The 25,893-nt window shown below is 48.7% G+C and carries 29 protein-coding genes; 26 read left to right on the forward strand and 3 right to left on the reverse strand.

The annotated features are described in order from the left end of the window. Nucleotides 1-200: 200 nt before the first annotated feature. Nucleotides 201-1,340, reverse strand: a complete 1,140-nt coding sequence (locus PMI05_RS15625) for an ABC transporter permease (RefSeq protein ID WP_007723343.1) — start codon at nt 1,338-1,340, stop codon at nt 201-203. Then, a complete protein-coding gene (locus tag PMI05_RS15630) occupies nt 1,337-2,080 on the reverse strand; it encodes an ABC transporter ATP-binding protein (protein ID WP_007723346.1) in 744 nt (247 codons plus the stop codon). The genes PMI05_RS15625 and PMI05_RS15630 overlap by 4 nt, the downstream gene beginning before the upstream one ends. Before the next feature lie 219 nt (nt 2,081-2,299). On the opposite strand from PMI05_RS15630, the gene PMI05_RS15635 reads away from it, so the two are divergent. The 6 genes from PMI05_RS15635 (at nt 2,300) to PMI05_RS15660 (ending at nt 6,995) form a co-directional block, all read left to right on the forward strand. Then, a complete protein-coding gene (locus PMI05_RS15635; RefSeq protein ID WP_007723348.1) occupies nt 2,300-2,719 on the forward strand; it encodes a hypothetical protein in 420 nt (139 codons plus the stop codon). Between the two features lie 109 nt (nt 2,720-2,828). Next, the gene (locus PMI05_RS15640) at nt 2,829-3,473 is read left to right on the forward strand and encodes a SurA N-terminal domain-containing protein (RefSeq protein WP_007723359.1); all 645 of its coding nucleotides are present in this window, start codon (nt 2,829-2,831) and stop codon (nt 3,471-3,473) included. Nucleotides 3,474-3,615: 142 nt separating this feature from the next. Next, a complete protein-coding gene (locus PMI05_RS15645; protein WP_007723362.1) occupies nt 3,616-5,124 on the forward strand; it encodes a spore germination protein in 1,509 nt (502 codons plus the stop codon). A 35-nt stretch (nt 5,125-5,159) separates the two neighbouring features. Continuing rightward, complete coding sequence (locus PMI05_RS15650) at nt 5,160-6,341, forward strand: Ger(x)C family spore germination protein (RefSeq protein WP_007723365.1); 1,182 nt, start codon at nt 5,160-5,162, stop codon at nt 6,339-6,341. Between the two features lie 28 nt (nt 6,342-6,369). Next, nucleotides 6,370-6,597 (forward strand): hypothetical protein, encoded by a 228-nt coding sequence (locus PMI05_RS15655; protein ID WP_007723368.1) that lies wholly within the window; start codon nt 6,370-6,372, stop codon nt 6,595-6,597. Nucleotides 6,598-6,644: 47 nt separating this feature from the next. Then, complete coding sequence (locus PMI05_RS15660; protein WP_007723372.1) at nt 6,645-6,995, forward strand: DUF2512 family protein; 351 nt, start codon at nt 6,645-6,647, stop codon at nt 6,993-6,995. A 55-nt stretch (nt 6,996-7,050) separates the two neighbouring features. On the opposite strand, the gene PMI05_RS15665 is transcribed toward PMI05_RS15660, so the two are convergent. Further along, nucleotides 7,051-7,887 carry an oxidoreductase gene (locus tag PMI05_RS15665; protein WP_007723375.1) on the reverse strand — a complete coding sequence of 279 codons (837 nt, stop codon included), beginning with the start codon at nt 7,885-7,887 and terminating at the stop codon, nt 7,051-7,053. A gap of 336 nt (nt 7,888-8,223) precedes the next feature. Between PMI05_RS15665 and coxB the strand changes: the two genes are divergently transcribed. From coxB to PMI05_RS15770, 20 genes are all read left to right on the forward strand, one after another. After that, nucleotides 8,224-9,252 carry a cytochrome c oxidase subunit II gene (gene coxB / locus PMI05_RS15670; protein ID WP_007723378.1) on the forward strand — a complete coding sequence of 343 codons (1,029 nt, stop codon included), beginning with the start codon at nt 8,224-8,226 and terminating at the stop codon, nt 9,250-9,252. Between the two features lie 71 nt (nt 9,253-9,323). Beyond that, nucleotides 9,324-11,168, forward strand: a complete 1,845-nt coding sequence (ctaD, locus tag PMI05_RS15675) for a cytochrome c oxidase subunit I (protein ID WP_007723380.1) — start codon at nt 9,324-9,326, stop codon at nt 11,166-11,168. After that, nucleotides 11,168-11,794, forward strand: coding sequence for a cytochrome c oxidase subunit 3 (locus PMI05_RS15680; protein ID WP_007723382.1), 627 nt, complete (start codon nt 11,168-11,170; stop codon nt 11,792-11,794). The genes ctaD and PMI05_RS15680 overlap by 1 nt, the downstream gene beginning before the upstream one ends. Before the next feature lie 3 nt (nt 11,795-11,797). Further along, the gene (locus PMI05_RS15685; protein WP_007723383.1) at nt 11,798-12,115 is read left to right on the forward strand and encodes a cytochrome C oxidase subunit IV family protein; all 318 of its coding nucleotides are present in this window, start codon (nt 11,798-11,800) and stop codon (nt 12,113-12,115) included. 696 nt (nt 12,116-12,811) lie between these two features. Then, nucleotides 12,812-13,111: an EthD family reductase gene (locus PMI05_RS15695; protein WP_007723387.1), complete on the forward strand. Its 300-nt coding sequence runs from the start codon at nt 12,812-12,814 to the stop codon at nt 13,109-13,111. A 2-nt stretch (nt 13,112-13,113) separates the two neighbouring features. Then, complete coding sequence (locus PMI05_RS15700) at nt 13,114-13,575, forward strand: PaaI family thioesterase (RefSeq protein ID WP_007723389.1); 462 nt, start codon at nt 13,114-13,116, stop codon at nt 13,573-13,575. A 94-nt stretch (nt 13,576-13,669) separates the two neighbouring features. Beyond that, complete coding sequence (locus PMI05_RS15705) at nt 13,670-14,071, forward strand: PaaI family thioesterase (RefSeq protein WP_007723391.1); 402 nt, start codon at nt 13,670-13,672, stop codon at nt 14,069-14,071. Continuing rightward, the gene (locus tag PMI05_RS15710) at nt 14,071-14,856 is read left to right on the forward strand and encodes an enoyl-CoA hydratase-related protein (RefSeq protein WP_007723393.1); all 786 of its coding nucleotides are present in this window, start codon (nt 14,071-14,073) and stop codon (nt 14,854-14,856) included. Before PMI05_RS15705 ends, PMI05_RS15710 begins: the two co-directional genes overlap by 1 nt. A gap of 56 nt (nt 14,857-14,912) precedes the next feature. Next, complete coding sequence (gene paaK / locus PMI05_RS15715) at nt 14,913-16,241, forward strand: phenylacetate--CoA ligase PaaK (protein WP_007723397.1); 1,329 nt, start codon at nt 14,913-14,915, stop codon at nt 16,239-16,241. A 33-nt stretch (nt 16,242-16,274) separates the two neighbouring features. Then, the gene (locus tag PMI05_RS15720; protein ID WP_007723401.1) at nt 16,275-17,048 is read left to right on the forward strand and encodes an enoyl-CoA hydratase-related protein; all 774 of its coding nucleotides are present in this window, start codon (nt 16,275-16,277) and stop codon (nt 17,046-17,048) included. Between the two features lie 9 nt (nt 17,049-17,057). Next, entirely contained in the window at nt 17,058-17,837 is a 780-nt protein-coding gene (locus tag PMI05_RS15725) for an enoyl-CoA hydratase-related protein (protein WP_007723404.1), read from the forward strand. 22 nt (nt 17,838-17,859) lie between these two features. Beyond that, a complete protein-coding gene (locus PMI05_RS15730) occupies nt 17,860-18,717 on the forward strand; it encodes a 3-hydroxyacyl-CoA dehydrogenase family protein (protein ID WP_007723407.1) in 858 nt (285 codons plus the stop codon). Next, nucleotides 18,701-19,456, forward strand: coding sequence for a 3-hydroxyacyl-CoA dehydrogenase family protein (locus tag PMI05_RS15735; RefSeq protein WP_007723411.1), 756 nt, complete (start codon nt 18,701-18,703; stop codon nt 19,454-19,456). Before PMI05_RS15730 ends, PMI05_RS15735 begins: the two co-directional genes overlap by 17 nt. Continuing rightward, complete coding sequence (locus tag PMI05_RS15740; protein WP_007723414.1) at nt 19,453-20,652, forward strand: thiolase family protein; 1,200 nt, start codon at nt 19,453-19,455, stop codon at nt 20,650-20,652. The genes PMI05_RS15735 and PMI05_RS15740 overlap by 4 nt, the downstream gene beginning before the upstream one ends. A 32-nt stretch (nt 20,653-20,684) precedes the next feature. After that, nucleotides 20,685-21,884 carry an acetyl-CoA C-acyltransferase gene (locus PMI05_RS15745; protein WP_007723417.1) on the forward strand — a complete coding sequence of 400 codons (1,200 nt, stop codon included), beginning with the start codon at nt 20,685-20,687 and terminating at the stop codon, nt 21,882-21,884. Between the two features lie 27 nt (nt 21,885-21,911). Beyond that, on the forward strand, nt 21,912-22,334 hold the full coding sequence (locus tag PMI05_RS15750; RefSeq protein WP_007723420.1) for a thioesterase family protein: 423 nt from the start codon (nt 21,912-21,914) through the stop codon (nt 22,332-22,334). A gap of 172 nt (nt 22,335-22,506) precedes the next feature. Further along, nucleotides 22,507-23,334 carry a phenylacetic acid degradation operon negative regulatory protein PaaX gene (gene paaX, locus PMI05_RS15755; RefSeq protein WP_007723422.1) on the forward strand — a complete coding sequence of 276 codons (828 nt, stop codon included), beginning with the start codon at nt 22,507-22,509 and terminating at the stop codon, nt 23,332-23,334. A 134-nt stretch (nt 23,335-23,468) separates the two neighbouring features. Then, nucleotides 23,469-24,347 (forward strand): branched-chain amino acid ABC transporter permease, encoded by an 879-nt coding sequence (locus PMI05_RS15760; RefSeq protein ID WP_007723424.1) that lies wholly within the window; start codon nt 23,469-23,471, stop codon nt 24,345-24,347. Continuing rightward, on the forward strand, nt 24,347-25,375 hold the full coding sequence (locus PMI05_RS15765) for a branched-chain amino acid ABC transporter permease (protein WP_007723426.1): 1,029 nt from the start codon (nt 24,347-24,349) through the stop codon (nt 25,373-25,375). The genes PMI05_RS15760 and PMI05_RS15765 overlap by 1 nt, the downstream gene beginning before the upstream one ends. After that, on the forward strand, nt 25,372-25,893 hold a 522-nt coding region (locus PMI05_RS15770), incomplete at its 3' end, for an ABC transporter ATP-binding protein (protein ID WP_007723428.1). The genes PMI05_RS15765 and PMI05_RS15770, both read left to right, overlap by 4 nt.

Genomic DNA, 25,893 nt, shown 5'->3' on the forward strand with positions numbered 1-25,893 from the left:
TCTTTTTTCTGTCTACCTAAAGGGGATCATAACTAAATGGCGGGAGCGCTTCAAACGTAGAAGTTTCAATGAGGTACTCCATAAGTGAAGCTGAAATTCCCCGCCATTTATTCCAAAGCTAGGTCGGGCTCCAGAGGCGCTTGGACTGGAAATGCGCTTCTTCCACGCGGCTTTTGATAAAAAGCAAAAACATTCTTTAACTACAATAACCCAATGAGCACAAGCACTACACCGTGCAAACCCAACAGAACCATACGCAGCCAGTTAAAAGCCTGTCTCATATGACTATCCCGAATCGGAAAGATCGAATAACCGTTGCGCTTTTGCTGGTGGCGCCAGATGCTGCCGATCTGGCTGGCTGTCATGAAGAGAAAGAGCAGGCCAGCAATGATTTTTGCATAGGGGCCGGGCAATATGAGAACGACGAAGGCTGACAACAGGAGCAGTCTGGAATAAGTGCCCGCAAAGTCACCGGAGCGAATAAATTTTTTGGTAAACAAATGACGTCCTGCTGTTGATTGACGGTAAGGCAGCAGCTTCGTCAGGGTAATGAGCCACGAGCGTGATTTCACTTGGTGCTGCATGGCAGGGACATCCCGGAAGTTGTTCACGAACTGATAAAAGCGGTGACGCAAGCCGCTTTCGATGGCCAGTAGGCGATACCATTGTAGAGAGTTTGTTTTCTTATAAGTCAACATTCGCGAATGGAGCCAGATCAAGAGCGCAGCGCAGATCAGAACGCCAAGTGGGATAGGACCTACGCGCAAGAATTGTCCTTCACTCAATACCCAGGCGAGGAGGATGTACGAAAAGACAAATCGAGCGAGTGTATAGAATCCGATCTTCTGTTGATCTGGCAAACGCAAGAACGTCCAACTGCTGTAAATATTCCAGCCCTTCAAGAGCAGGGGAATGCACCAGTAAACCCACAGCTGCACGCCTTGTGCGCCTACGACTCCTGTATACATAGGCATGAGCAGGAGCAGGACGATAAACACCACCATGCTCTGAATGGCAAAATTGTAAACGAGCGCCTTCCGGAAATAGCGATCCAGCCTTACTTCGTGCGGAGTCAAAAAAAGCAAATCCGCTTCCAGCAAAAACGTGCGCAGGGGGCTTCTCACAACAACAATAGCAATCACGAGAGCCATGGCATACGGCAAAGGGAACCAGGGCGGGATCATCGCGATGATGCTGCGGTAGTAGAAGGCGAGCAACCCCATTAAAAAGATCCCGACGAACATCAGGCCGCCATTGGCCATGTACTGGGCATATCGAATAAATTCTACTGAAAAGGCATGGAACCGTTTGCGAAATAATTGATCTACGTCTATTTTCACTGGCCGTCATCCTCTACGATATGCAAGTATATGTCGTCCAAGGAGCTATCTGGGAGCCCTGTAATACGACGAAGCTCCTCTAGCGTTCCTTGGGCTCTAATCTCGCCTTTGTGCAAAATGATGAATCGGTCACAATGCTTTTCGGCAGTGGCCAAAATATGTGTGGACATCAGAATGCCTGCCCCTTGTTCCTTGCAACGGTTCAACCACGTGAGAAGAGAACGAATCCCCAGAGGGTCCAGACCCAGGATCGGTTCATCCACGATGTACAGAGGCGGTTGTACGAGCAACGCCATCATGATCATGAGCTTTTGTCTCATGCCTTTGGAAAACTGCTGGGGAAATCGGTCTTTCATTTCTTCCATGCGGAATTCTTTTAAGAGAGGACGTGCTCGTTCATAAAAAACTTCCTGGTCTAACCCATGGCTCATCGCCATTAACTCGATATGCTCCCACAGCGTAAGCTCTTCGTAATAAATGGGAGACTCGGGGATATACCCGTAAGACAAACGATAGTTTTCGGGGTCTGATTGAAAAGTCTTCCCCGCAATGCTGATTTCACCTGCGATTGGTTCCAAGAGTCCTAAAATATGCTTGATTGTCGTGCTTTTGCCTGCGCCATTCAGCCCGATTAGCGCCACAATTTCTTTTTCGCGTATGTGAAAGGAGACGTCTTTGATTACAGCGTGGTTGTAAGAGTACCCACCCGTTACCCCTTTTACCTCCAACAAGGTTGTCATGGTATCCTCCTTTATGAATAAACGGTCTTGTCCCCGTTTTATTTGATAGAAATGCTAGATAGTCTTCCATCTATTTTAGCTGAATTCAGGATTTGGAAATACATTTGTTTGCAGCCTTTTTTTACACGAGACTGAACAAAGCGGGATAACCGTACAGGCAATGCTCCTCTCCGCTACATAAACAAGTAGTATAAAGGACGGACGGGGGAGGTGGAATCTATGACAGCGGGACCAAATGAAAATCAGAAAAATATAGATCAGCATATACAACGTATCTATTTGAAATTAGACAAATTCGAAGAACGAATCGATCAGCTTGAGGGACAAATGATAGTAGTCACGAAGTGGTTGGAACGAATTGAACATCAATTGGGACGCATGGAGGATGTGCGTTATGATGTACTGCAAGTTTTGAACAAGCTGCAGACTGATTTAGAAACGAAAGCAGAGAAGACGGAAAAAGACAAAGATATAATCCTGCAATTACTGGCTAACGATAATCGTGATAAGGAAGCACTCGCTCAGTTTATGGAAGTAGAAAAAGACAGAAAGCAAGAACGTTTTTTACAGATTTGGGCAGTTTTAGGTCCTGTCATCGCCTCCGTTCTCTCCTCTTTTTTTACCCGATTTTTTATGTAGCGCATAATATGTTTAAAATGTGGAAAAGTTGTGTAATACGCTTTCCATTTTTCTACCATAACTTCTTTCTATACTTGGAGGGCAGATTATAGAAAGAGAGGATATCCAAGTGAAGAAGTTTGATATTTCCATGCTTTCGGTTGCCATATTATTAACGGGGTTAGCTGTTTTAGGTTTTTATCAATCATGGGCAAAAGGCAATGACCCTGTCTTGGTAACGGCTGGCAATACCTCGATTACACAAAATCAGCTTTACAGTGAAATGAAGAAAATGTACGGAAAATCAATGATACATGAACTTGTTGCGGAAGCGTTAATCAAGCAGGAAGCCAAGGCGCAAAACGCCGCGGTGACGCAAGAAGATATGGATAAAGAGATTGATTCGATGAAACAACAGGTAGGTTCACCTGAGGCATTCGAAAACTACTTGAAGAGTATGGGAATGACCGAGGCCCAGCTGCGGGATAAGTTGAGTGTGCTCATGACACGGGATAAGTTGTTGGATAAAGCATTCCCGGTTACCGAGGAGCAAATCAAAACCTACTACGATACAAATAAAGAACAGCTGGGGTCACCGGCACCAGAGTTTGATAAAGTCAAAGATCAGATCAAAATGATGCTGACAGACCAAAATCGCAGTCAGAACTACGGAACCTGGTTAAATACGCTTCAGCAAAAACACAAAGTAGAATGGCACGACCCTTCCTTTGACGATGCACCATTGCCAGGTGGTGAACAAACACCTGCTCCATAGTGTAGAACATATACAAAAGACCTTGTCCTCTTAATAAGAGTGCGAGGTCTTTTTCTGTGAAACCGGACATGCACGTTTTGTTTAGTAATGAGAGCAATCGGAGAAACTGTGTTCATAATTGCCGATGTGAGGAGCAATCCGAATGGCTCAGATTGGATGCAGCTTAGACGACAACGTTCACTATATAAAAGAATCGCTCGGATACAGCAATGACATTGTGATTCGAGAGGTAGTCCTAAATAGCCTAGAACCCGTTCGGGCAGTTATCTTGTATGCGGATGGCATGGTCGATTCGTACCTGGTACAAGCCGTATTAATCGATAGCCTTTTATACAAAATGCGCTTGAAGGAATGGGAAGGGATACACGAGGACGAGTTCGTTCCCTTTTTAAAAGAATCCATCCTGACCGTAGGAGATATGGGAGATTTATTCGATTTTCCTACATTGTTTACAGCATTGCTGTCTGGCTGTGTCATCATTCTCGTGGATGGCTGCGCGCAAGGAATTCATATCGGTTTACAGGAGTGGAAGGATAGAGGAGTCACCGAACCGTCATCACAAACTGTCATTCGCGGTCCGCGGGAGAGCTTCACGGAGACACTTCGCACGAATATTACGTTGCTGCGGAGACGGATTTCCAGTGAAAAGCTGTGGATTGAAATCAACAGAATCGGTGAGGAAACCAAGACAGAAGTCGCAGTTGTGTATATGAAAGGGATAGTTGAAGAGGGTGTTGTAGAAGAAGTACGTAATAGACTGGGGCGAATCTGCATCGATGGCATCATGGAAAGCGGAATGATCGAGGAGCTGATCCAGGACGAAGCCTACACACCTTTCCCCACCATCTCAAACTCGGAGCGCCCGGATGTAGTGGCTGCGAATCTATTAGAGGGACGCGTAGCGATTCTTGTAGATGGAACTCCCTTTGTTTTGACCGTGCCCTCACTCTTTGTGGAGTTTTTCCATTCAGCGGAAGACTACTATCAGCGCTTTGATTTTAGTACGTTGATTCGCATGCTGCGATTCGCCTGTTTTTTAATAGCGTTGCTTGCTCCCTCCCTCTATATCGCCATTACGACCTTCCACCAAGAGATGCTCCCGACACAGCTACTGATCAGCTTGGCGGCACAGCGAGAAGGAGTGCCCTTTCCAGCCTTTATTGAGGCGATCATGATGGAAGTGGCTTTTGAGATATTGCGAGAGGCTGGAATCCGCATGCCGCGCGCAGTAGGTCAAGCCATTTCCATCGTGGGAACACTGGTCATCGGACAAGCAGCGGTGGAAGCGGGGATTGTTTCGGCAGCGATGGTCATTGTGGTCTCGATTACCGCAATATCCAGCTTTATTTTCCCAGCGAGCAACATGTCGATTACCGTGAGGATTCTTCGTTTCCCCCTGATGGTTCTGGCTGCTTCTTTTGGCATATACGGAATCATTGTAGGGATGCTTGTCTTAGTGCTGCATTTATGCAGTTTGCGCTCGTTTGGCGTACCGTATATGGAATCGTTTGCTCCGTTTTCCTTGAAAGAGCAAAGAGACTCGATCTTTCGCTTGCCTCGCTGGGCCTTGGACAAACGACCTGAATCGATTACCAAAAACAATTTGCGTCGCCAATCTAAAGGGATAAAGCCATTGCCACCGCAGAAGTGAGAGGCTTTTCACAGCATGTAAAGGAGTGGACACCAGTGAAAGGGATAAAAGTTCTTCTCTGCATCGTGCTCGTTATTATCCTAGCTGGTTGTTGGGATCGAAGAGAACTGAACGATTTGGCGATTGCTGTCGGGATTGGTATTGATAAAGTGCAAGGAGGCTATCAAGTTTCGGTCCAAGTAGTAGACCCTGCAGAGGTCGCGGCCAATAAGGGGAAGCCTGGACGTTCGCCCGTTACGCTCTTTACCATGAACGCTCCGACCATCTTTGAGGCTGTGCGTAAAATGACCACGGTATCTCCGCGTAAAATATACATGGCGCACACCAGGATGCTCATATTTGGCGAAGAGGTCGCGAGGGAAGGGATCTCTCCTGTCATCGATTTTGTCTCGCGTGACCATGAGTTTCGGACTGACTTTTATATCGCCATCGCTAGAGGAACAACGGCCCGCAACATCTTGAGAGTAATCACACCACTTGAACAAATCCCTTCTACAGAAATGTTTGCTTCTTTGGAGACATCCTCCAAAGTATGGGCGCCTACCGCAGCAGTTACGATGGATCAATTGCTTACCGACTTTACCAGCAAAGGGAAACAAGCTGTTTTGACAGGCGTACGACTAACTGGACCTGCAGGGGAGGGGGACCAGCGAAAAAATGTCGAGCAAATAGATACGCCCGTGCTGCTTCAATATACGACATTGGCTACTTTCCGGGGTGATAGGCTGATAACCTGGCTGAGTGAAGCGGACAGCAAAGCGTATAGTTACATTACAGGCAAAGTAAAAAGCACGGTCGGAAGCATGCCTTGCAAGGGGGGAGGACTCTTGACGATGGAAGTTATGCGCGCCGAGGCCAAAATCGAGGCTACTATGAAAAATGGCACCCCGGAAGTCATCATTCACATCAGTTTGGAAAATGATATTGGGGAAGTGCAATGCAAGCTAGATCTGACAGAGAAGAATACGATCAAGGAGCTGGAAAAAGAGGCGGAAAAATCAATGGTAGCATTGGCGACAAAGGCAATTGCTAATGCCAAGAAAAATGGAGTAGACATATATGGATTCGGAGAAGCAATCCATCGAAAATACCCGAAAGTATGGAAGAAGATAGGGGGCAATTGGGAAAAGGAATTTACCAAGCTGCCTGTACATGTCATAGCAGATGTGAAAATCAGACGTTTAGGAACCATCAATAATGCCTTTGATGAAAAGTGATTGTGTAACAGGAGAAGGGGGGATTTGTATGTCCACATTTGCTGTCATCGTTGTATCGATCATAGTTTGTACATACGAGCTACCCCGATTGATTCGAAAGCGGCAGCGCAAAGAGATCGTTGTCTTTCTCGGGTTGCTTGTCATCAGTGTTGGCTTGTACGCAGGAGCCGAAAAAGGGGTTGTCCCCAATCCTGTTTATTGGATGGAAATGGTTTACAAGCCGGTATACGACGGCGTCATGACATGGCTGAAGTAAACGAGGGGCATACTGAGTACACCCCCAGTAAAGGAGAGTAAATAGACGTGGACGGTCTTTTGATGAAGCTGCTCGTTAGTCCGGTGTTGGTCGTTTTGGCAGATGCTCTCTTTCCAGAAGTGAATTTCGCAAATCTATATCAGTCTGTCGGAGTCGGATTTGTTTTGGCAGTCGCCGGATATTTTTTGGATAGGGCGATTCTTACATCAGGGAGTCTTTGGCTGACGACTATGTTTGACTTGATTATCGGCTTTTTGATCGTTTATGGAAGCATTGTATTTTTTCCGACGGCTCAAATCGCCGCAATCGGGGCCGGTTTTGTTGCGATATTTTTTGGCGTAGCTGAATATATCCAACATGTTTGGCTGATACGCACAGGACGAACGGAAAGTGTATAGTGTTCAACGCGCAAACACACTCCTTGCGGGGTGTGTTTCTTTTATGGAAAAATCGTCACGATTGCTTTGTTACAATTCGCTCAATCCATGACCACGGAAGCCAATTTTTTGCGGCGATTGTGAGTGCCACGCCTCGGCCAACCGGGTAGCGGAATCGCGGCTTGGGAGTGGTGGCCGCATGGACAATCGTCGAGATGACTGCGTCGGGTGCAGGTGCCTTTTCTATGATCGCTTCTACGTGACGCATCAGTTGTTTCATTTGGGTGGCGTAAGGAGAGGCTTCATCAAGCGGTTGGTCTTGCATTCCTTTCTCCCAGATTGCTGTACGAAAGGAGCCGGGCTCAACAAGGACGACTTGAACATGAAAGGGTAGCATTTCAAGGCGAAGCGATTCACTGAAGCCTTCGACTGCATGCTTGGATGCGGCATACGGTGAGAGACCGGGGAAACCAAATCGCCCACTGATGCTGCTTACGTTAATAATTCGTCCAGATTGTTGCTGTCGCATATAAGGCAAGACTGCCCGAGTGACGTCGATCAGTCCGAACACGTTTACATCAAACTGCTTGCGCCATTCCTCAGAAGTGACTTCCTCAGCAAAGCCACCCAACGCGTAGCCGGCATTGTTCACCAACAGATCAATGCGCCCATGCTTTGCAATGATGGAGGAGATCGCATCCCGAATTTGTTCCGGAAGCGTAACATCAAGGGAAATGACTTCCAGATGCTCAGAATCAATGTGCAAGCTTGCCAATTTGTCAAGAGGGTCTCTTTTTGCTAGATCACGCATAGCAGCAATTACCTGAAAACCAGCCTTGACTAAAGCGACTGATGCATGCTTACCAAAGCCACTTGAGGTACCAGTGACTAGTGCAATTGGTCTTTTTTGCATGGATTTCTCCTTTTGATTGGATAATCTGGTAGTATTTAACTGCAAAGTTCACAAATTTGTTCATAAATTTGTTAACAAAATCATAACAAATAGCCTTTGTATTAAGGAAAATTTATGTATACTTAAATGGTTACCACGCTTGGGTAGAAGTGTGCAACACTGCCCCTTACTTTCCTGTTTGTTTTTGGAATAGCTGCTAATACTTTTCCTCTTTGGGCATTATAGTTGTGGAATGTATTGAATGCGATTTCTTAATGCAGATAGAAAAGTTCGAAAACTTCTAGTTGTAGGCGTGGCTAGAACGTTACCAACACGAAGAAAGAGGGGTTCATTGGTATGAAGGGTTGGCAACAGTATTGGCGTCAGTTTTCCCTGTTTGCTCTGCTGGCGCTAGTGTTAACCGGGTGTGGCAAAGATGAGCTCTCAGCGCTCAAGCCCTCTGGTCCGGTAGCTGCGATGCAGTTTGACCTGATGAAGCTGTCCTCCGCTATCATGATCGGCGTCTTCATTGTCGTTATGGCGATCTTTACGTACGTCCTTATCCGTTATCGTAAGCGTCCCGGACAGCAAGGCATTCCTAAGCAGGTCGAAGGAAATCATGCACTTGAAATTCTTTGGACGGTAATTCCATTCTTGCTCCTCATCATCATGGCGATTCCAACTGTTACTACCGGTTTCGCACTGCACAAGGAGTATCCAAAAGAGGAAGCAGTTCAAGTAAAGGTTACCGCTCACCAATTCTGGTGGGAATTCGAGTATCCTGATCTTGGAGTAGCAACTGCTCAAGACTTGGTATTGCCAGTTGGCAAAAAGGTTCAATTCGTATTATCAGCGTCTGATGTTAAGCACGCATTCTGGATTCCTGCATTGGGCGGTAAAATCGATACGAACCCAGGGCAAGAAAACAAAATGTGGCTGCAAGCAGACAAAACAGGCACCTACTACGGTAAGTGTGCGGAGCTCTGTGGAGCGTCCCATGCCTTGATGGACTTCAAGGTAGAAGTGAAGGAACAAGCAGACTTTGACACTTGGGTAGCTAACATGAAGGGCGTTCAGGCAAAAGAACCTGTAGCTGCAACTTCTCCACTGGCTGCAGAAGGTCAACAAATCTTCGATAAGAGCTGTTTGGGATGTCACGCTGTGGCAGGTAAAGGCGGTAAGATGGGTCCAAACCTGACTAACTTTGCAGATCGCGAACGTGTAGCAGGTATCAAAGCACATACGCCTGAAAACATTGCAGATTGGCTGAAAGATCCGCAAAAAATAAAGCCAGGCAACAAAATGCCTAACCTCAACCTCGATGACAACCAAGTGAAAGCGCTTGTAGAGTACATGGAGACATTGAGCGTAAGCGAGAAAAAGTAAAGTAAAACCTCATAAAACTTATTGCATTGACAATCGTCATAGGCAGTGACGCTTAAAAAGGAGGTAAACCCGTGTCTGCACATGCTTCTCATGCACCAAATCGTTCGGGGCTGTGGGATTATCTTACGACAGTGGACCATAAGAAGATTGCGATCCTGTATTTGATTGCTGGTGGAATTTTCTTCTTGGCCGGTGGTTTGGAAGCCCTGCTGATTCGTTTGCAGTTGATGTATCCAGAGATTGAATTAGTTGGTGCCAAGACTTTTAACGAATTAATTACGATGCACGGCACTACGATGATTTTCTTGGCGGTTATGCCGGTCATTTTTGCTTTGATGAACGCGATTGTTCCCCTTCAAATCGGTGCACGCGACGTAGCATTCCCGTTTGTTAACGCACTCGGATTCTGGCTATTCTTCTTCGGGGGAGTGCTACTGAACACAAGCTGGTTCTTGGGTGGCGCACCTGATGCTGGTTGGACATCGTATACAACTTTGGCTTTGAATCAATACAGTGGAATCGGCGTAGACTTCTACGTACTCGGTTTGCAAATTGCCGGTCTGGGAACGCTGATTGGTGGTATTAACTTCCTGGTTACCATCATCAACATGCGTGCTCCAGGTATGACATTCATGCGTATGCCAATGTTCACCTGGTCGTCCTTTATTACATCCGGTTTGATCCTCTTCGCATTCCCTGCGATTACGGTTGGTTTGGTTCTGTTGATGTTTGACCGTTTGTTCGGCGGAAACTTTTTCAACCCTGACGCAGGTGGTAACGTTGTTATCTGGGAGCACTTGTTCTGGATCTTCGGTCACCCCGAAGTATACATTTTGATTCTCCCAGCATTCGGGATCATTTCTGAAGTGGTTTCTACTTTCTCAAGAAAGCGTCTGTTTGGTTACAGCTCCATGGTATTTGCAACAGCGCTGATCGGTTTCTTGGGCTTCATGGTGTGGGCTCACCACATGTTCACAACAGGTTTGGGCGCAATCGCCAACACGCTGTTCGGACTTGCAACCATGTTGATTGCTGTTCCTACAGGTATCAAAATCTTTAACTGGCTGTTGACCATGTGGGGCGGTCAAATCCGCTTCCCTACCGCAAACTTGTTTGCAGTAGGATTTATCCCAACGTTTACAATCGGTGGTATGACAGGGGTTATGCTTGCGGTTCCGCCGGCTGACTACCAATACCATGACAGTTATTTCGTAGTTGCTCACTTCCACTACGTTATCGTAGGGGGGCTCGTATTCGGTCTCTTCGCTGGTCTTTACTACTGGTGGCCGAAGATGTTCGGTAAAATGCTGAACGAAACAATTGGTAAATGGAACTTCTGGACGTTCTTCATTGGTTTCCACCTTACCTTCTTCCCGCAACACTTCTTGGGTCTGATGGGGATGCCGCGTCGCGTCTTTACATACCTCAAAGATCAGAACCTGGATATGGGGAACTTTATCAGTACGATTGGTGCATTTGGTATGACGATCGGTACCATCCTATTCTTGATCAACGTAGTCGTTGCAGCGAAGAGCTCCAAACGCGCTCCTGCAGATCCATGGGATGGACGTTCACTCGAATGGGCGATTCCTTCGCCGCCGCCGGAGTACAATTTCGTTCAAACGCCTCTCGTTCGCGGTTTGGATGCGTTGTGGGTGGAGAAAATGGCTGGTAACAAAGGCATGACGCCTGCGGAGCCTATTGGCGACATTCACATGCCATCGCCATCGTTCTTGCCATTCCTGATGTCTCTCGGATTGTTCATAGCAGGCTATGGCTTTATCTACCACAACTATGTGGTCGTAGTCATTGGATTGCTCTTTACACTCGGCTGCATGTTTACCCGTTCTGTGAAAGACGATCCAGGTTATCACATTCATGAGGATGAACTCGAAGAGAAAGGGGTAAAGGCTTAATGGCTAACCATCACGCACATGCAGTATTGCCTGACGAACCGGAAAAAGCCACCCTTGAAGGCAAGAATAAGGTTCTTGGCTTCTGGCTCTTCCTTGGTGGGGAGACAGTTCTCTTCGGTTCCTTGTTTGCAACATTTATCGCTCTTCGTGATCAGGCAAATGGCGGACCAACGTCCCAATCGTTGTTTGACATGAATCTCGTTGCCGTGGCAACACTTCTCTTGCTTACCAGCTCGATGACAAGTGTTATGGCAACACTGGCTCTGCACAAGAAAGACCTGAAGAAGATTCAGCTTTGGCTGACCATCACTGTATTGCTCGGTCTCGGCTTCCTTGCTTTGGAGATTTACGAGTTTGTACACTATGTGAATGAAGGACTGAAAATGTCAACGAGTGCATTTGCATCTGCCTTCTACACATTGGTTGGATTCCACGGAGCTCACGTAGCGTTCGGGATTAGCTGGATCATCCTTTTGCAAGTATCTGCGACGAAAAAGGGCCTGACGGTAGTAACTGCACCGAAGTTCTATCTGGCATGTCTGTACTGGCACTTTATCGACGTTGTATGGGTATTCATCTTTACCGTGGTATATCTCATGGGTATGATCGGTGGAAAGGTGGGATAATCTATGGGAGCACAAGCTCATAATGAAGAGGTACGTAAGCCGAAAGTCAAACACGAGGGTCCGAAAAGACACCTAGTTGCTTTCATCGGATCTCTCGTATTGACTGCACTGGCATTCATTGCAGTGGCGTATGAAGCAATTCCATCAGGTTTTACCGTACCATTCATCGTAGCACTGGCCTTTGTTCAAGCGTTCTTCCAGCTGTATGTCTGGATGCACATGGATCAAAAAGGTCATGAGTTTGCACGTATCAGTATTTTTGCAGGGTTATTCGTAATCCTATTAGCAATTTTCGTCTTTATTTTCTGGGTTTGGATCTAGGAAGTGGAGCGAATAGAAGAGGACAGACATTGGGTCTGTCCTCTTTTTTGTGTTTATAGGAGCTGTTATGGAAGGGAAGAAGCGAATTTCCAGTCTACGCTTCGGCCTACGCCCTGCAAGGGGTGGAACTGTCCGCTCCAGAATGAATGGCGGGAACGCTTCAAAAGTAGCAGTTTCGAAGAAGGGGAAGCAGAGGTTGAAGCTAAAACCATTCCCGCCATTCATCCCTCCGCTGGGTCGGGCTCCAGAGGCGCTTGGACTGGAAATTCGCTTCTTCCCGCGTGGCTTTTATTAAACTCCGAGAAAGCTAATTCAACAAGGGCTCCTTGGAATATCCCAACAAATGTTTTGAAAAATCAAAGGCAACCATCGCTATACGAAAGTCCTGTCACATGTTTGGAAGGAGACCGCCCGAACGAAGGAGGATACAGGCGACTGGAAAACATGTGGCAGGGCTTACCCCGACCACAAAAGCTGGAAGACTCCCATCGAAGCATATTCTGTCAGCCTTTTCCCAGTCATAAACATGAAGAGAAGGGGGGAAAACGATTCGACAGAGTTTTCTTGCTTTTTGAAAAATACTTGCACCTGTCACAAAGGCTTTATATAATAAAAATATTAACATGCGTTAAAATAACGTTATATGAATTAGTCGTCACACAGTGTGGCTATAATCTGAGGAAAGCAGGGATCATGATGGTGAAATTGGTAGCAATTTATCGCAAGCCCGAAGATATCGATGCTTTTGACAAGCATTATTTCGAGGTACATGGCCCATTGGCAGAAAAAATGCCTGGCTTAATCAAAATGGAAGTAAGCAAAATCTACGGAACACCAATGGGAGAATCCGACCTGCATCTGATGGCAGAAATGTACTTTGAATCAAAAGAAGCTTTGATGGAAGCGTTGTCATCTCCAGAAGGTCGCGCAGCAGGAAAAGACCTCCGTGGCTTCGCTGGACCAATTGTGTCCATGCATTTTGCAGAAGTAGTTTAATCATGTCCACGAAAAGATTGATAGACGAACAAGCGCTCCATCAGAAGCATTACGCAGAGATTTGTGAAAAGCTAAAGCAAGATCCATTCGCGCAATTTTTGGGCATCAAGCTGATTGAGCTGGGAGAAGGAACGGCGACTGCGGAAGTCACAGTTGCCGAGCATATGCTGAATGCGCACGGCACCGCTCATGGCGCAATCATCTTCTCCCTGGCAGACTTTGTTTTTGCAGCAGCCTGTAATTCCTATGGGAAAACGTCTGTGGCACTGTCGATGAATATCGGATTTTTGGCTGCTGCCATGAAAGGGAATCGTTTGGTGGCAACAGCGACAGAAGAGAAGAAAAACAATCGCACAGCCTGGTATCGCATCCGCGTAGAAACGGAGCATGGCCTGGTAGCGACACTGGATGCACTGGCTTACCGGAAAAGTGATTACTTCGTCGAAATCGACGAAAACGAATAACTGACAGCGAAAATAAAAACGGAGAAAGGATGCCAAAAGCCACGTGCTTAGGCTCCTTTCACTGTTTCAAGACGATACGAGAAAGGGGGCAAAGATGTCAGTGGAGATCCGTAATCGATTCAACCACTACCTGGGCATAGAAGTTGTGCACCGAGATGAACAGGGCTGTAAGGTAGCACTGAAAATTCGCCCCGAGCTGTTCAATAGCATCGAAGGCGTCGTACACGGAGGCGTTACGGCGACATTAGCCGATGTGGCAATGGGGCATGGGGCAGCACCTCATGTGGATGGTGTACAGCAATGTGTGACGGTGGAGAGCAAGATTCAATACCTGCATCCTGCTCGCGGTGAGGTACTCGAGGCACAATCCCATGTATTGAAACAAGGAAAAAGCTTGATCGTGATGGAAGCACGCGTGACTTGTGATGGCAAGCTTGTGGCTTTTGCTACCGGCACGTATGCGCGGGTTAACCCGCCTACACAAGGAGGACGTTGATGATGGAAGAGAGCGTTCGCTTTGAACGTGAAGGACATATAGGACTGATTACGCTAAATCGTCGAGATGAGCTGAATGCGCTGAACTACGATACATTGGAGCGCCTGGGAAGCTTGATTGAGCAGGTGCGTCTGGATGCAAAAGAGATTCGCGTGGTCATCGTGAAGGCAGAAGGGCGAGCATTTAGCGCAGGGGCAGATTTGAAGGAGCGTCGTACACTGACGGAACAGCAGGTACGCCGCAATGTTCGCAAAATCCGCGATGTATTTACTGCGTTGGAGAGGCTTCCGCAGCCGACGATTGCCATGATTAACGGATTTGCTTTTGGCGGGGGTTTTGAGCTGGCGTTGGCCTGTGATTTCCGCTATGCAGTTGCAGATGCCAAAATGGGTTTGACAGAGGTGAGCTTGGGCATCATTCCTGGAGCAGGTGGTACGCAGCGGTTGTCTCGCTTGATCGGACCTTCCAAGGCAAAAGAGCTGATCCTGACTGCCCGACGCATTCAAGCGCAGGAAGCGTATCAAATCGGTTTCGTAAATGCTGTTGCAAAAGATACAGAGGAACTGCGTGAGCTGGCAATGGGGTTGGCGAACGAGATTTTGGCAAATGCTCCGCTGGCGGTGTATCAGGCAAAATCAGCCATTGATCGCGGAAGTAGTGTCGATTTGCAGACAGGTCTAGATATCGAAACCATGTGCTATGAAGTGATTATTCCCACGACAGATCGTCTGGAAGCATTGGAAGCCTTTCGCGAAAAGCGGAAACCAGTTTTTAAGGGCGAGTAACATTTTCAAACAATTACTCCTACCGAGTCATAAAGCAAGGGAATGAGGGAAGCGACATGATCTTTAATACAGAAATGGAAACGCTACCAAGAGAGAAAATGACGGAACTGCAACAGGCACGCTTGAAAGAAACGGTCAAACGCGTATACGAGCGCGTCCCTTTCCACACAAAAGCATTCAATGAGGCTGGTGTAAAACCAGAAGATATTCAATCGATGGAAGACATACAGAAGCTTCCATTTATGAAAAAGACAGATTTGCGAGAAAATTACCCATTCAATCTGTTTGCTGTCGAAATGAAGGAAGTAGCACGCATTCACGGTTCATCCGGGACAAAAGGAAAACCGACTGTTGTCGGCTACACCAAAAAAGATCTGGAGAATTGGGCGGAGATCGTGGCGCGCGCCATTTGCTGTGCGGGCGGAGAGCCGGGAGACATTTTCCATAATGCGTATGGCTACGGCCTTTTTACAGGTGGTTTGGGTCTGCACAACGGTATCGAGCACATGGGCGCAGTGGCAGTGCCAGTATCCGGTGGCAATACCTCCCGTCAAATTACATTGATCGAGGACTTCAAGCCACGTGGTATTGCAGCAACGCCATCCTATGTCCTCAACATCGTGGAAGAGATGAAAAAGCAAGGAATCGATCCACGAGAGACGAGTGTCAAATACGGGATTTTTGGTGCAGAGCCGTGGTCGGAAGAAATGCGCGTGCAGCTAGAGCATGAGCTCGACATTAAAGCCGTGGACATTTACGGGCTGAGCGAAGTGATGGGGCCAGGCGTTTCCATTGAATGTCATGAGGTGCAGGATGGCCTGCATATCGCAGAAGACCATTTTTACGCAGAAATTATCGATCCGAATACTGGAGAAGTGCTCCCATACGGACAAGAAGGCGAGCTCGTATTCACGTCGCTTACGAAAGAAGCATTCCCGGTTGTGCGCTATCGTACGGGTGATATCGCTTCCCTCAATCCTGAGCCCTGTAAGTGCGGACGGACAACCATGCGCATGTCGCGCATCAAAGGGCGTGTAGATGACATGCTCATTATTCGCGGGGTCAATGTGTTCCCGACAGAGATCGAGTCCGTTCTGCTTACGTTCAACCAATTGGCTCCACACTACCAGGTCGTCATTGAACGCGACGGTGCCCTCGACCGTTTTGAGGTGCACTGTGAGCTGACATCAGCATATGCAAATGAAATCAGTGGAAATGACAGCTCTGCTCTCTCGCCATTGGTGAAAGAAATTTGCCATCACATCAAAAATACGTTGGGCGTGTCCGTGGTGCTGCGGGTGCAACCGCCGAATTCCTTGACGCGCAGTGAAGGGAAAGCGATTCGTGTCGTGGATAACCGGAACAAATCACAGGCAGCTATTTAAACCAGCTCCTGTAAAAAAAGGGTGTGACCGTTCATGGCCTATGAATATATTAGCGTAGCCAGTGAAGATGGTGTCGGTATCATTACGTTGAATCGACCGAAGATTCTAAACGCACTGAATTTGCAGCTCGTCGACGAATTGGTTGACCAGCTGGAGCAAATGGACCGCGACCCGGTTATTCGGGTGATCATCCTGACTGGCAACGCGAGGGCGTTCGCAGCGGGTGCCGACATTAATGAAATGGCGGAAGCATCAGCCATCGACATCATGAAGCGCAATCAGTTCGCGGTTTGGGATCGCATCTCACTCATCTCCAAGCCGATTATTGGTGCCGTCAGCGGCTTTGTGCTCGGTGGTGGCTGTGAATTAATGATGAACTGCGATATTGTGATCGCTTCGGAGACAGCCGTCATTGGTCAACCGGAAATCAAGCTGGGAGTCATGCCTGGGGCTGGTGGTACACAGCGTCTGACGCGTGCGGTAGGTGAGCGAAAAGCACTGGAGATGCTGCTCACAGGTGAACCGATTTCGGCCAAAGAAGCGTTGAAATACGGACTGGTCAATCGAGTAGTTCCAGTGGAGGCGTACTATCAAGAAGCGCTCAAGCTGGCGAAACAAATCACCCAGCAGCCGCCGCTAGCGGTACAGGTCATCAAAAAAGCCGTGTACAAAGCTGGTGATCTCCCCCTTCAAGAGGGAATGGATTACGAGCGAAACAGCTTTTATCTTCTTTTGGCAAGCGAAGATCGAAAAGAAGGCATGCAAGCCTTTCTGGAGAAGCGCAAACCCCGTTTTACGGGAAATTAGGAGGCGGCCATGTACGAAACGATTCTTTATGAAGTGTCAGAAGGCGTAGCAGTAGTGACCTTGAACCGTCCGGACAAATTCAATGCGTTTACAGCCATCATGAACAAGGAAATCACCGATGCGTTGAAGCAAGCGCAGAAGGATGCGGATGTGCGTTGCATCGTTCTTACCGGAGCAGGGCGGGCGTTCAATGCAGGTCAGGATCTCAGTGACGTTTCTGGGGGAGGAAATGTGGATTACGGTGGTTTCTTGCGGGATCGTTATAATCCAATGATCCTCCAGTTTCAAAAGACAGAGAAGCCGATCATCGCAGCGGTTAACGGTGTAGCAGCAGGTGCAGGCATGAGTGTTGCGCTGGCGTGCGATATTCGTCTGGCATCGGAAAAGGCATCCTTCGTCAATGCTTTTGTCAACATTGGGCTCGTTCCCGATTCAGGAGGTTGCTACTTCTTGCCGCGCATCGTCGGAATCGGCAAGGCGTTGGAGCTGGCGATGACGGGGGAAAAGGTATCCGCTGAGGAAGCACTGCGATTTGGATTGGTCAATCAAGTGTACCCTGCGGAGAGCTTCATGGAAGATGCGTTGGCGTATGCGCGCAAGCTGGCGTCACTGCCGACAAAGGGGATTGGTTTGATCAAGCGCACGATGTACAAAGGGCTTGAGATGGGGTTGGAAGAGACCTTAGAATATGAAGCTTTTGCACAAGAGGCAGCTGGCAGCACAGCGGATCATAAGGAAGGGGTCACCGCTTTCATGGAAAAACGTGCGCCTCGTTTTACAGGCCGTTAAAGGCGAAGGGAGGCAAGCCCAAGTGAGTATAAAAACAGTAGGCGTCATCGGGGCGGGAACAATGGGAGCGGGGATTGCTCTCGTCTGTGCTCGCAAAGGACATCAGGTCATGCTGCTGGATGCAAATCAGGCGGTGTTGGACAAAGCACTTGTTTATTTGGAATCGTTCCTGACAAAAGACGTGGAGAAAAACAAAATCAGTGAACAAGAAATGACAGAGACCTTAGAGCTGGTCCATCTCGTATCAGAAATAGAGCAGTTGGCAGACTGCGATATCGTCATCGAAGCTGTGCCAGAGCGTCTTGATTTGAAAAAAAGCATTTTCAGCCAGCTATCTGGGATTTGCAGAGAGGATGCCCTTTTACTAACGAATACTTCCTCTATCTCGATTACGGAGATTGCAGGAGGGCTTTCGCATCCCGAGCGCATTCTCGGATTTCATTTTTTCAATCCGGCACCTGTCATGCCCTTGGTTGAGGTAATTCGCGGGAAAAAATCGAGTGAGGAAAATGTGGAGGTGGCGTATCGATTCGCGCAAGAGTTGGGCAAGGTGCCTGTTCTGGTAACAGATACCCCTGGCTTTATCGTCAATCGAATCGCGCGGCCTTACTATAATGAAGCATTGCGTATCCTAGGCGATCATGTGGCAGGTGTGGAGCAGATTGACCGCATCATGAAGCTGGCTGGCGGATTCAAAATGGGACCATTTGAGCTGCAAGACATGATTGGTATCGACATCAATTTTGCCACCACCAAATCGGTCTATACTGACTTCTTCCATGAAGGACGATTTAAGCCTAGCCGGATTCAGCAACAAATGGTTCAATCCGGCAGCTTGGGCAGAAAGACGGGGGAAGGCTTCTATGACTACAACAAATAAGGCTGTATTGCTCGTGGGCACAAGCCCGCTGTACGCAGAGTTGAATCATCTGATGGTAGAAAAAGGCTACCAGGTGCTTACGCTTGCAGAAGCGATGGCAGAACCTGAGCTGGTTGAATTGGCCGTGGAAGTGAATAGCGTCGATATGCAGGCGAAAAAGAGGCAGGTACGCGAGCTGGATGACCTATTGCCATCAAACGTACCGATCATCACGACTTCGCTCGCGATTACAGCGACAGAGGTAGCGTCCTGGACACAGTATCCTGAACGCGTTTGCGGATTTGGAACGCTCGTGCCCTTGGTTGAACGGGAGCTGATCGAGATTGCCCCTGCCCTGCAATCGGAGCTGGATACGATTCATGCAACGGAAGTTTTCTTTCAATCACTCGGAAAAGCGACGGAAACCGTAAATGACGAGGTAGGTCTCGTGTTCCCGCGCATTTTAACACTCATTATCAACGAGGCTACCTTTACTCTGATGGAAAAAACAGCAACCGCCACGGATATCGATATCGCGATGAAAAAAGGCACCAATTACCCATACGGCCCTCTCGAATGGGCAGATCGTATCGGGTTGGATGAGATTTTTGCCATATCGAGAGGCTTGCAGCGCGATCTGGCCGAGGAGCGCTATCGCACTGCGCCGCTATTACGAAAGCTGGTGCTGGCAGGGCGTGTCGGCGTACGCAGTGGGCAAGGCTTTTACACGTACGAAGAAAAAGTAGGTGTAGAGGCATGAGCTTTACTAACAAGGAGGTGTACGTAGCAGCAGCAGTACGTACACCAATCGGCAAGCTGGGCGGAAGTCTGAAGAATACCCCCATCGACGACCTGACAGCCATTGTCTTGAATGGAGCGCTTGCGAAGGCAGGACAATCCGGTGAGATTGTTGATGGGGTCATGATGGGAAACGTCATATCGGCCGGACCGTTTATTAACATTGCACGCATTGGTTTGTTGAAAGCAGGGCTTCCTGACACCATACCTGGACTGACTGTGAATCGGGTATGTGCATCCGGGCTAGAGGCAGTCAATTTGGCTGCGCAGTCCATCCAGGCGGGACATAGTCAGGTCATGCTGGCTGGCGGTGTAGAGAATTTGACTCGTTCACCGTACATCATGGAAAAATTCGAGCAGCCGTATCAACGTGGCGGACAGACACTGATCGAGTCTTTTGGCGGACCACGTTCTGCTCCTGTCTCGCTTTATGGCGATCTGACCATGGGAGATACAGCGGAAAACGTGGCGGAGCAATTCGGCATCAGTCGTGAGGATCAGGATCGTTTTGCAGCAGAGAGCCAGTCTAGGGCTATCAACGCTATAGATGCAGGTCTGTTTCACGATGAAATCATTCCAATCACCTTAAAGGGGAAAAAAGGGGAAGAAACGCTGTTTGATACGGATGAATTTCCAAGAAGAGATTCCAGTGTGGAGTCATTGTCCAAGTTGCGACCTGCCTTCCGAAAAGATGGTAGCGTCACAGCAGGCAACTCCTCCGGTATCAACGATGGCGCAGCGGCCTTGCTCTTGATGAATGAAGAAATGCTCCAAAAGACAGGCGTCGCTCCTTTGGGGCGCATTGTTCATTTCGTCAGTGCTGGTGTTGATCCGCGCATTATGGGCATTGGTCCAGTCGCTGCGATTCGCAAGCTGCTCGCAGAAACGAACATGACCGTAGATCAAATTGATCTATTTGAGTTAAATGAAGCTTTTGCTTCCCAGTCACTCGCCTGCATGCGCGAACTAGGACTGGATCCTTTGAAAACCAATGTGAACGGTGGAGCAATCGCGTTGGGTCATCCACTCGGAATGAGCGGTGCCCGACTAGCAGGTACGATTCTTTTCGAGCTGAGACATCGAAAAAAGAAATACGGAATCGTTTCGTTGTGCATAGGCGGCGGTCAGGGATTGGCCACGTTAGTAGAAGCGCTATAGAAAAAGCCCTAGTGTATGGGAGGAGTGGAAGAATGAGTACACCTGTCATCATAGATGCTGTGCGCACGCCAATCGGCCGTATTGGTGGTGCGTTGAAGGATGTGCGCCCGGATGACCTGGGCGCATTGGTGATACAAAAGCTGCTGGAACGCAACTCCATCGATCCGAACACGATAGATGATGTTATCATGGGCTGTGCCAATCAGGCTGGGGAGGACAACCGCAATGTCGCGCGTATGTCACTTCTGTTGGCGGGGCTACCCGTCGAGGTGCCGGGAGTGACAGTGAATCGCCTGTGCGGCTCAGGTCTTGAGGCTGTGAACCAAAGCGCGAATGCAATAAAAGCCGGAGCAGGTCACGTCTATATCGCGGGTGGTACAGAGAGCATGACGCGTTCTCCGCTGGTGATGATGAAGCCAGGCACGGCTTTTCAGCGCGGCAATCAGCACTTGGTCGATACGACGTTGGGCTGGCGATTGGTTAACGAAAAAATGAAAGAGATGTACCCACCGATCAGCTTGGGGGAAACAGCGGAGAAGGTAGCGGAGCAATATGGCATTAGCCGTGATGCACAGGATGAGTTTGCTTTGCGCAGTCAGCAAAATTACGCACGTGCCTTGGCAGAAGGAAAGTGGGAGGCAGAGATCGTTCCTGTAGAGCTGAAAGGGCGAAAAGGCGAGGTTACGTTGTTTGAACACGATGAGCATGCACGTCCGGAGACGACTATCGAACAGCTGCAAAAGCTGAAACCAGCATTCCAAGCAGATGGCAGCGTCACAGCAGGCAACTCCAGCGGTCTAAACGATGGAGCCTGCGCTCTGCTCATCATGGAACGGGAAGCGGCTCTTGCAGCCGGTTTGAAGCCTCGTGCAAGGATCGTCGCATCCGCTGTGGCTGGTGTCGATCCTTCCGTGATGGGAATTGGACCTGTACCTGCTACACGTAAAGTGCTGAAGCAGGCAGGCTTGTCACTTACGCAGATTGATCTGTTCGAATTCAACGAAGCTTTTGCGGCGCAGGCAGTAGCGAGCGTACGCGAGCTGGGGGTCAACCCTGATCTGGTCAACGTAAATGGCGGAGCGATCGCTTTGGGACATCCGCTCGGGTGTAGCGGAGCGCGCATCCTTACCACTCTTCTGTATGAAATGGAGCGCCGTGATGCCCGTTACGGGTTGGCAGCGATGTGCATTGGAGTTGGACAGGGCATTGCGACGATTATCGAGCGTGTGTAGCTTGGGTAGATAGGGAGGCAGGTACTCTTGATAGATCGACTGCAGCCGGGTACGACGGAAGAATTTACTGTGACTGTGACAAAGGACATGCTGCCTGTTTTTGAAGGCCAAGTCGTGCATCCCGTGATGTCGACCGTCAGCATGATTTATTACATGGAATGGGCGGGAAGACGCGTTATTTTACCGTACCTGGAAGCCGATGAAGAGGGCTCGGGATTTGCTGTAGATATCAAGCATGTCGGCCCAGCAGTGATTGATCAGGAGGTCACGTTCCGGGCTACCTGTGTGCAGGTCACCGAAAAACGCGTAGTGTGCGAGGTTACGGCGGACACTACGCGTAATCGTGTAGGTCTCGGGACGTTCGTCCAGGCTATCTTCAAAAAGGACGAGATCAAGCGTCGTTTTGAGGCCTTGCAAGCAGAGATCAACCAGGACGTAAATGGGAAATGACGAATTTGACAGAATAAATTGACTCTTTTAAAATGTTTTACTATAATTACGTTTAAATTACGTTATACGATTTTATCGTCATATACTCTCGATCGATTCACGCACTTCCTACAGAATATGGTACAATTTCACACAGCTAATAGGTATGAATCGATTTGGGGGTAGAAGAAACGTGAAGCCACAATCCATGCTTTTTACAATTTACGGTGAATACGTCCGCCATTATGGAAGCGAAATCTGGATTGGTAGTCTGACCAAGCTGATGGGGGAATTCGGACTGTCGGAGCCAGCTGTTCGTGCAGCAATCTCCCGGATGCTTCGCCAAGGCTGGCTGGAATCGCGAAAAGTAGGGAACCGCAGCTTCTACTCGGTATCCGAGCGCGGCAAAAAGCGGCTGGAAGAGGCAGCGGCACGTATTTATAAGGTCGAGACAGATGTGTGGGACGGCAAGTGGTGCATTGCCAGCTACAACATCCCAGAGGAGCGTCGAGCACTGCGTGATCAACTGCGCAAGGAGCTGGGCTGGATGGGCTTCGGGATGCTGACAACCAGCACATGGATCAGCCCGAATAATCTCAGTGATCGCGTGAAGGACCTGACGGAAGCGCACGAGATTACGGAGTATGTCGAGATTTTTACATCAGAGCATATGGGCTGGAGCAATCCGAAGCAGCTCGTACAGAAATGCTGGGATATCGATGAAATCAATGAAAAATACAAGGCCTTCATCGATGCCTACCGAGAAGAATACGAGCAGCTTTCAGCAAAACTCAGCAATGGGGAAGAGGTTCCAGACAGCCATTGCTTCGTGGAAAAGACAAAACTCGTCCACCAATACCGCAAGTTCTTGTTCATCGATCCTGATTTGCCGCAGGAATTGTTGCCAGAGCTGTGGTTGGGCAAAGAGGCGGATCATTTGTTCCAAAATTACTACCAGTTATTGAATCCAGGGGCAGTACGATTCTTCGAGACCGTGTATGAAGCTGCGCCATCCGCATAGGCGAGAGCTGCGAAGGAAAGGCCCTAGCACGTCTAGGGTCTTTTTCAATAAATATTTTTTCCATTATTTAAAATGTAAGCGTTTTACTTAGGCGTAATTTGGTGGACGCGAATCAAAGGGGGTACAGCACGAATATGACGGAATTGTTGCAGTACGTTGCAAACGGCCTCGTTAGTGGCGGGATTTACGCGATCGTAGCGGTTGGTTTCATCACGATTTACAACGTAAGCAAGGTGATTAATCTGGCGCAGGGTGAATTTTTGATGCTGGGCGGAATGGTCACAGTCGCCTTGATAGGCATGAATCTGCCGTATGGGTTGGCGGCATTGCTCGCGATCCTCATGGTCACTTTGATCGGAGTTTTGATGCAGAAATATGTAATCGCTTACGTAAAAAAAGCTAACCCAATTAGTTTGATTATTTTGACGATAGGCATTTCGACACTCATTCGCGGCATTGCCAGCTTTATTTGGGGAAAAGATGCGTTTGCACTCGAACCGATTACGAGCAATGAGCCGATCTCGATCGGTGGCGTGATGATCGCACAACAAAGTATCTGGATTTTGGCTGCTGTTCTTATCATTCTTTTTCTACTTTGGTACTTGATGGACAAGACGATTCTCGGCAAAAAAATTAACGCCTGTTCGATCAACCCGATGGCAGCCCGCCTGATGGGGATTAGCCCGACAAAGATGAGTATGCTGGCCTTCGCCATTAGTGGAGCAACAGGAGCGATTGCAGGAATCGTGATCGCGCCGCTTTCCGTAACGTCCTACGATATTGGCGTGCTGCTCGGAATCAAAGGCTTTTCCGCGGCCATTCTTGGCGGACTGGGAAATCCATTGGGTGCAGCCGTAGCCGCCTTTTTACTCGGGATCGTCGAATCGCTGGGTGCTGGTTACATCAGCTCCGGTATGAAGGACGCGATCGCCTTTCTGGTATTGATCGGCATGCTGTTGATTAAGCCATCCGGCATCTTTGGAGAACGTAGCGTCGGAAAAGGAGGGCTATGATGAAGCAGATCATCGATAAGTGGGGAAAAAGCATAGGAATCTACCTGTTTTTGATGATTCTTTTCCCATTCGTTATGCCAGATGAATACTATCGTTCTGTCGGAATTATTATCGGTCTTCAAGCAATCGTAACCATCGGGCTATGCCTCGTGATGGGGCTGGCCGGACAAATTTCGCTGGGACAAGCAGCGTTTTGGGGGATAGGCGCCTATACGTCGGCAGTATTGACGACGAAGTACGGTTTGCCGCCATTTATCGGCCTCATAGCGGCTGCGATTGTTCCAGGGTTATTCGCCTTTATCCTCGGGCGGGCGATAGCGGGGCTGCAAGGCTACTACCTCGCGATGGCAACACTCGCATTTGGTTACATTGTCCAAATCGGGATTACGGAATGGGAGTCGGTCACTGGGGGAGCAAATGGGATGATCAGCATTCCGCAGATGACTTTCTTCGGTGGAAGCGAGCTATCCATGTACTTTCTGATTTGGGGAGTCGTCACCTGTGTGCTGCTCTTCTCACTTAATCTCTTGAATTCACGCGTCGGCAGAGCGTTTCGGGCGATTCACAAAAGTGAGATTGCCGCGACCTCGATGGGAATTGATGTGCGCAAGTTCAAGCTGAATGCTTTTGTGGTAAGTGGCATGTTCGCTGGTATTTCCGGCGGCTTGTATGCCCATTACATGGGAATTCTCGATCCGCAGCCGTTCGGATTGCACGAGTCGATCAAGTTTCTCACGATGGTTGTCATCGGCGGGATGACAAGCATCTGGGGTGCTTTGATCGGGGCGATCCTGATTGGCTTTATCAGTGAAGGGCTGGTCCTATTGAGTGAAGTGGTGCCGGGCTTGCAGGGGGATGTGGACACGATTGTATTCGGCGCGATTCTCGTGCTGATCGTTATGTTCATGCCAGAAGGATTGGTTCCGCGCATCCGGGCTGCTTTCGAAAAAGGGCAGGCGAAAAAGGCGAAGGCCATGGCTGACGAAGCACAGCGAAAGCAGCAGGTGGAAAGGAAGGCTGCAACATGACAACACTTTTGGATGTGCAAAAGCTTTCTCGTGATTTTGGCGGTGTACGGGCAGTGAATCAAGTAGATTTTCAGGTGCGAGAAGGAGAGATTCTCGCGCTAATCGGTCCGAATGGGGCTGGAAAAAGCACGGTGCTCAATATGGTGTCAGGTGTGATCCCGCCTTCGGAAGGAGAGATTCGCTTTAGTAGCCAACCGCTGACACGTGTGCAAGGCTACGAATATGCCGGAATGGGTATCACGCGAACCTTTCAAAACCTCCAGACCTTTGACGATATGACCGTCTTGGAAAACGTGATGGTCGGCATGCATACCAAGACAAGCGCGAGTCTCTTTTCCTGCGGCATGAATCTGGCAAAGTCCCGCAAGGAAGAGAAGCTGATGCAGGAGCAGGCACAGACGTGGATAGAGAATGTTGGGCTGGCAGGGGTAGCGTCCTCTTTGGCTGGGAGCTTGCCATACGGGAAGCTGCGGCTGATGGAAATTGCCCGCGCGATGGTAGCCAAGCCGCGGCTGCTC

Source organism: Brevibacillus sp. BC25 (genome assembly GCF_000282075.1).
Classification (GTDB): Bacteria; Bacillota; Bacilli; order Brevibacillales; family Brevibacillaceae; genus Brevibacillus.

Excerpts from the sequence above, each read along its gene's own strand:
- PMI05_RS15630 (WP_007723346.1), bottom strand. The coding sequence starts at position 2,080 with ATGACAACCTTGTTGGAGGTAAAAGGGGTAACGGGTGGGTACTCTTAC.
- PMI05_RS15635 (WP_007723348.1), top strand. The coding sequence starts at position 2,300 with ATGACAGCGGGACCAAATGAAAATCAGAAAAATATAGATCAGCATATA.
- PMI05_RS15645 (WP_007723362.1), top strand. The coding sequence starts at position 3,616 with ATGGCTCAGATTGGATGCAGCTTAGACGACAACGTTCACTATATAAAA.
- PMI05_RS15655 (WP_007723368.1), top strand. The coding sequence starts at position 6,370 with ATGTCCACATTTGCTGTCATCGTTGTATCGATCATAGTTTGTACATAC.
- PMI05_RS15665 (WP_007723375.1), bottom strand. The coding sequence starts at position 7,887 with ATGCAAAAAAGACCAATTGCACTAGTCACTGGTACCTCAAGTGGCTTT.
- coxB (WP_007723378.1), top strand. The coding sequence starts at position 8,224 with ATGAAGGGTTGGCAACAGTATTGGCGTCAGTTTTCCCTGTTTGCTCTG.
- PMI05_RS15680 (WP_007723382.1), top strand. The coding sequence starts at position 11,168 with ATGGCTAACCATCACGCACATGCAGTATTGCCTGACGAACCGGAAAAA.
- PMI05_RS15685 (WP_007723383.1), top strand. The coding sequence starts at position 11,798 with ATGGGAGCACAAGCTCATAATGAAGAGGTACGTAAGCCGAAAGTCAAA.
- PMI05_RS15695 (WP_007723387.1), top strand. The coding sequence starts at position 12,812 with ATGGTGAAATTGGTAGCAATTTATCGCAAGCCCGAAGATATCGATGCT.
- PMI05_RS15700 (WP_007723389.1), top strand. The coding sequence starts at position 13,114 with ATGTCCACGAAAAGATTGATAGACGAACAAGCGCTCCATCAGAAGCAT.
- PMI05_RS15705 (WP_007723391.1), top strand. The coding sequence starts at position 13,670 with ATGTCAGTGGAGATCCGTAATCGATTCAACCACTACCTGGGCATAGAA.
- PMI05_RS15710 (WP_007723393.1), top strand. The coding sequence starts at position 14,071 with ATGATGGAAGAGAGCGTTCGCTTTGAACGTGAAGGACATATAGGACTG.
- paaK (WP_007723397.1), top strand. The coding sequence starts at position 14,913 with ATGATCTTTAATACAGAAATGGAAACGCTACCAAGAGAGAAAATGACG.
- PMI05_RS15720 (WP_007723401.1), top strand. The coding sequence starts at position 16,275 with ATGGCCTATGAATATATTAGCGTAGCCAGTGAAGATGGTGTCGGTATC.
- PMI05_RS15725 (WP_007723404.1), top strand. The coding sequence starts at position 17,058 with ATGTACGAAACGATTCTTTATGAAGTGTCAGAAGGCGTAGCAGTAGTG.
- PMI05_RS15735 (WP_007723411.1), top strand. The coding sequence starts at position 18,701 with ATGACTACAACAAATAAGGCTGTATTGCTCGTGGGCACAAGCCCGCTG.
- PMI05_RS15740 (WP_007723414.1), top strand. The coding sequence starts at position 19,453 with ATGAGCTTTACTAACAAGGAGGTGTACGTAGCAGCAGCAGTACGTACA.
- PMI05_RS15745 (WP_007723417.1), top strand. The coding sequence starts at position 20,685 with ATGAGTACACCTGTCATCATAGATGCTGTGCGCACGCCAATCGGCCGT.
- PMI05_RS15760 (WP_007723424.1), top strand. The coding sequence starts at position 23,469 with ATGACGGAATTGTTGCAGTACGTTGCAAACGGCCTCGTTAGTGGCGGG.
- PMI05_RS15765 (WP_007723426.1), top strand. The coding sequence starts at position 24,347 with ATGAAGCAGATCATCGATAAGTGGGGAAAAAGCATAGGAATCTACCTG.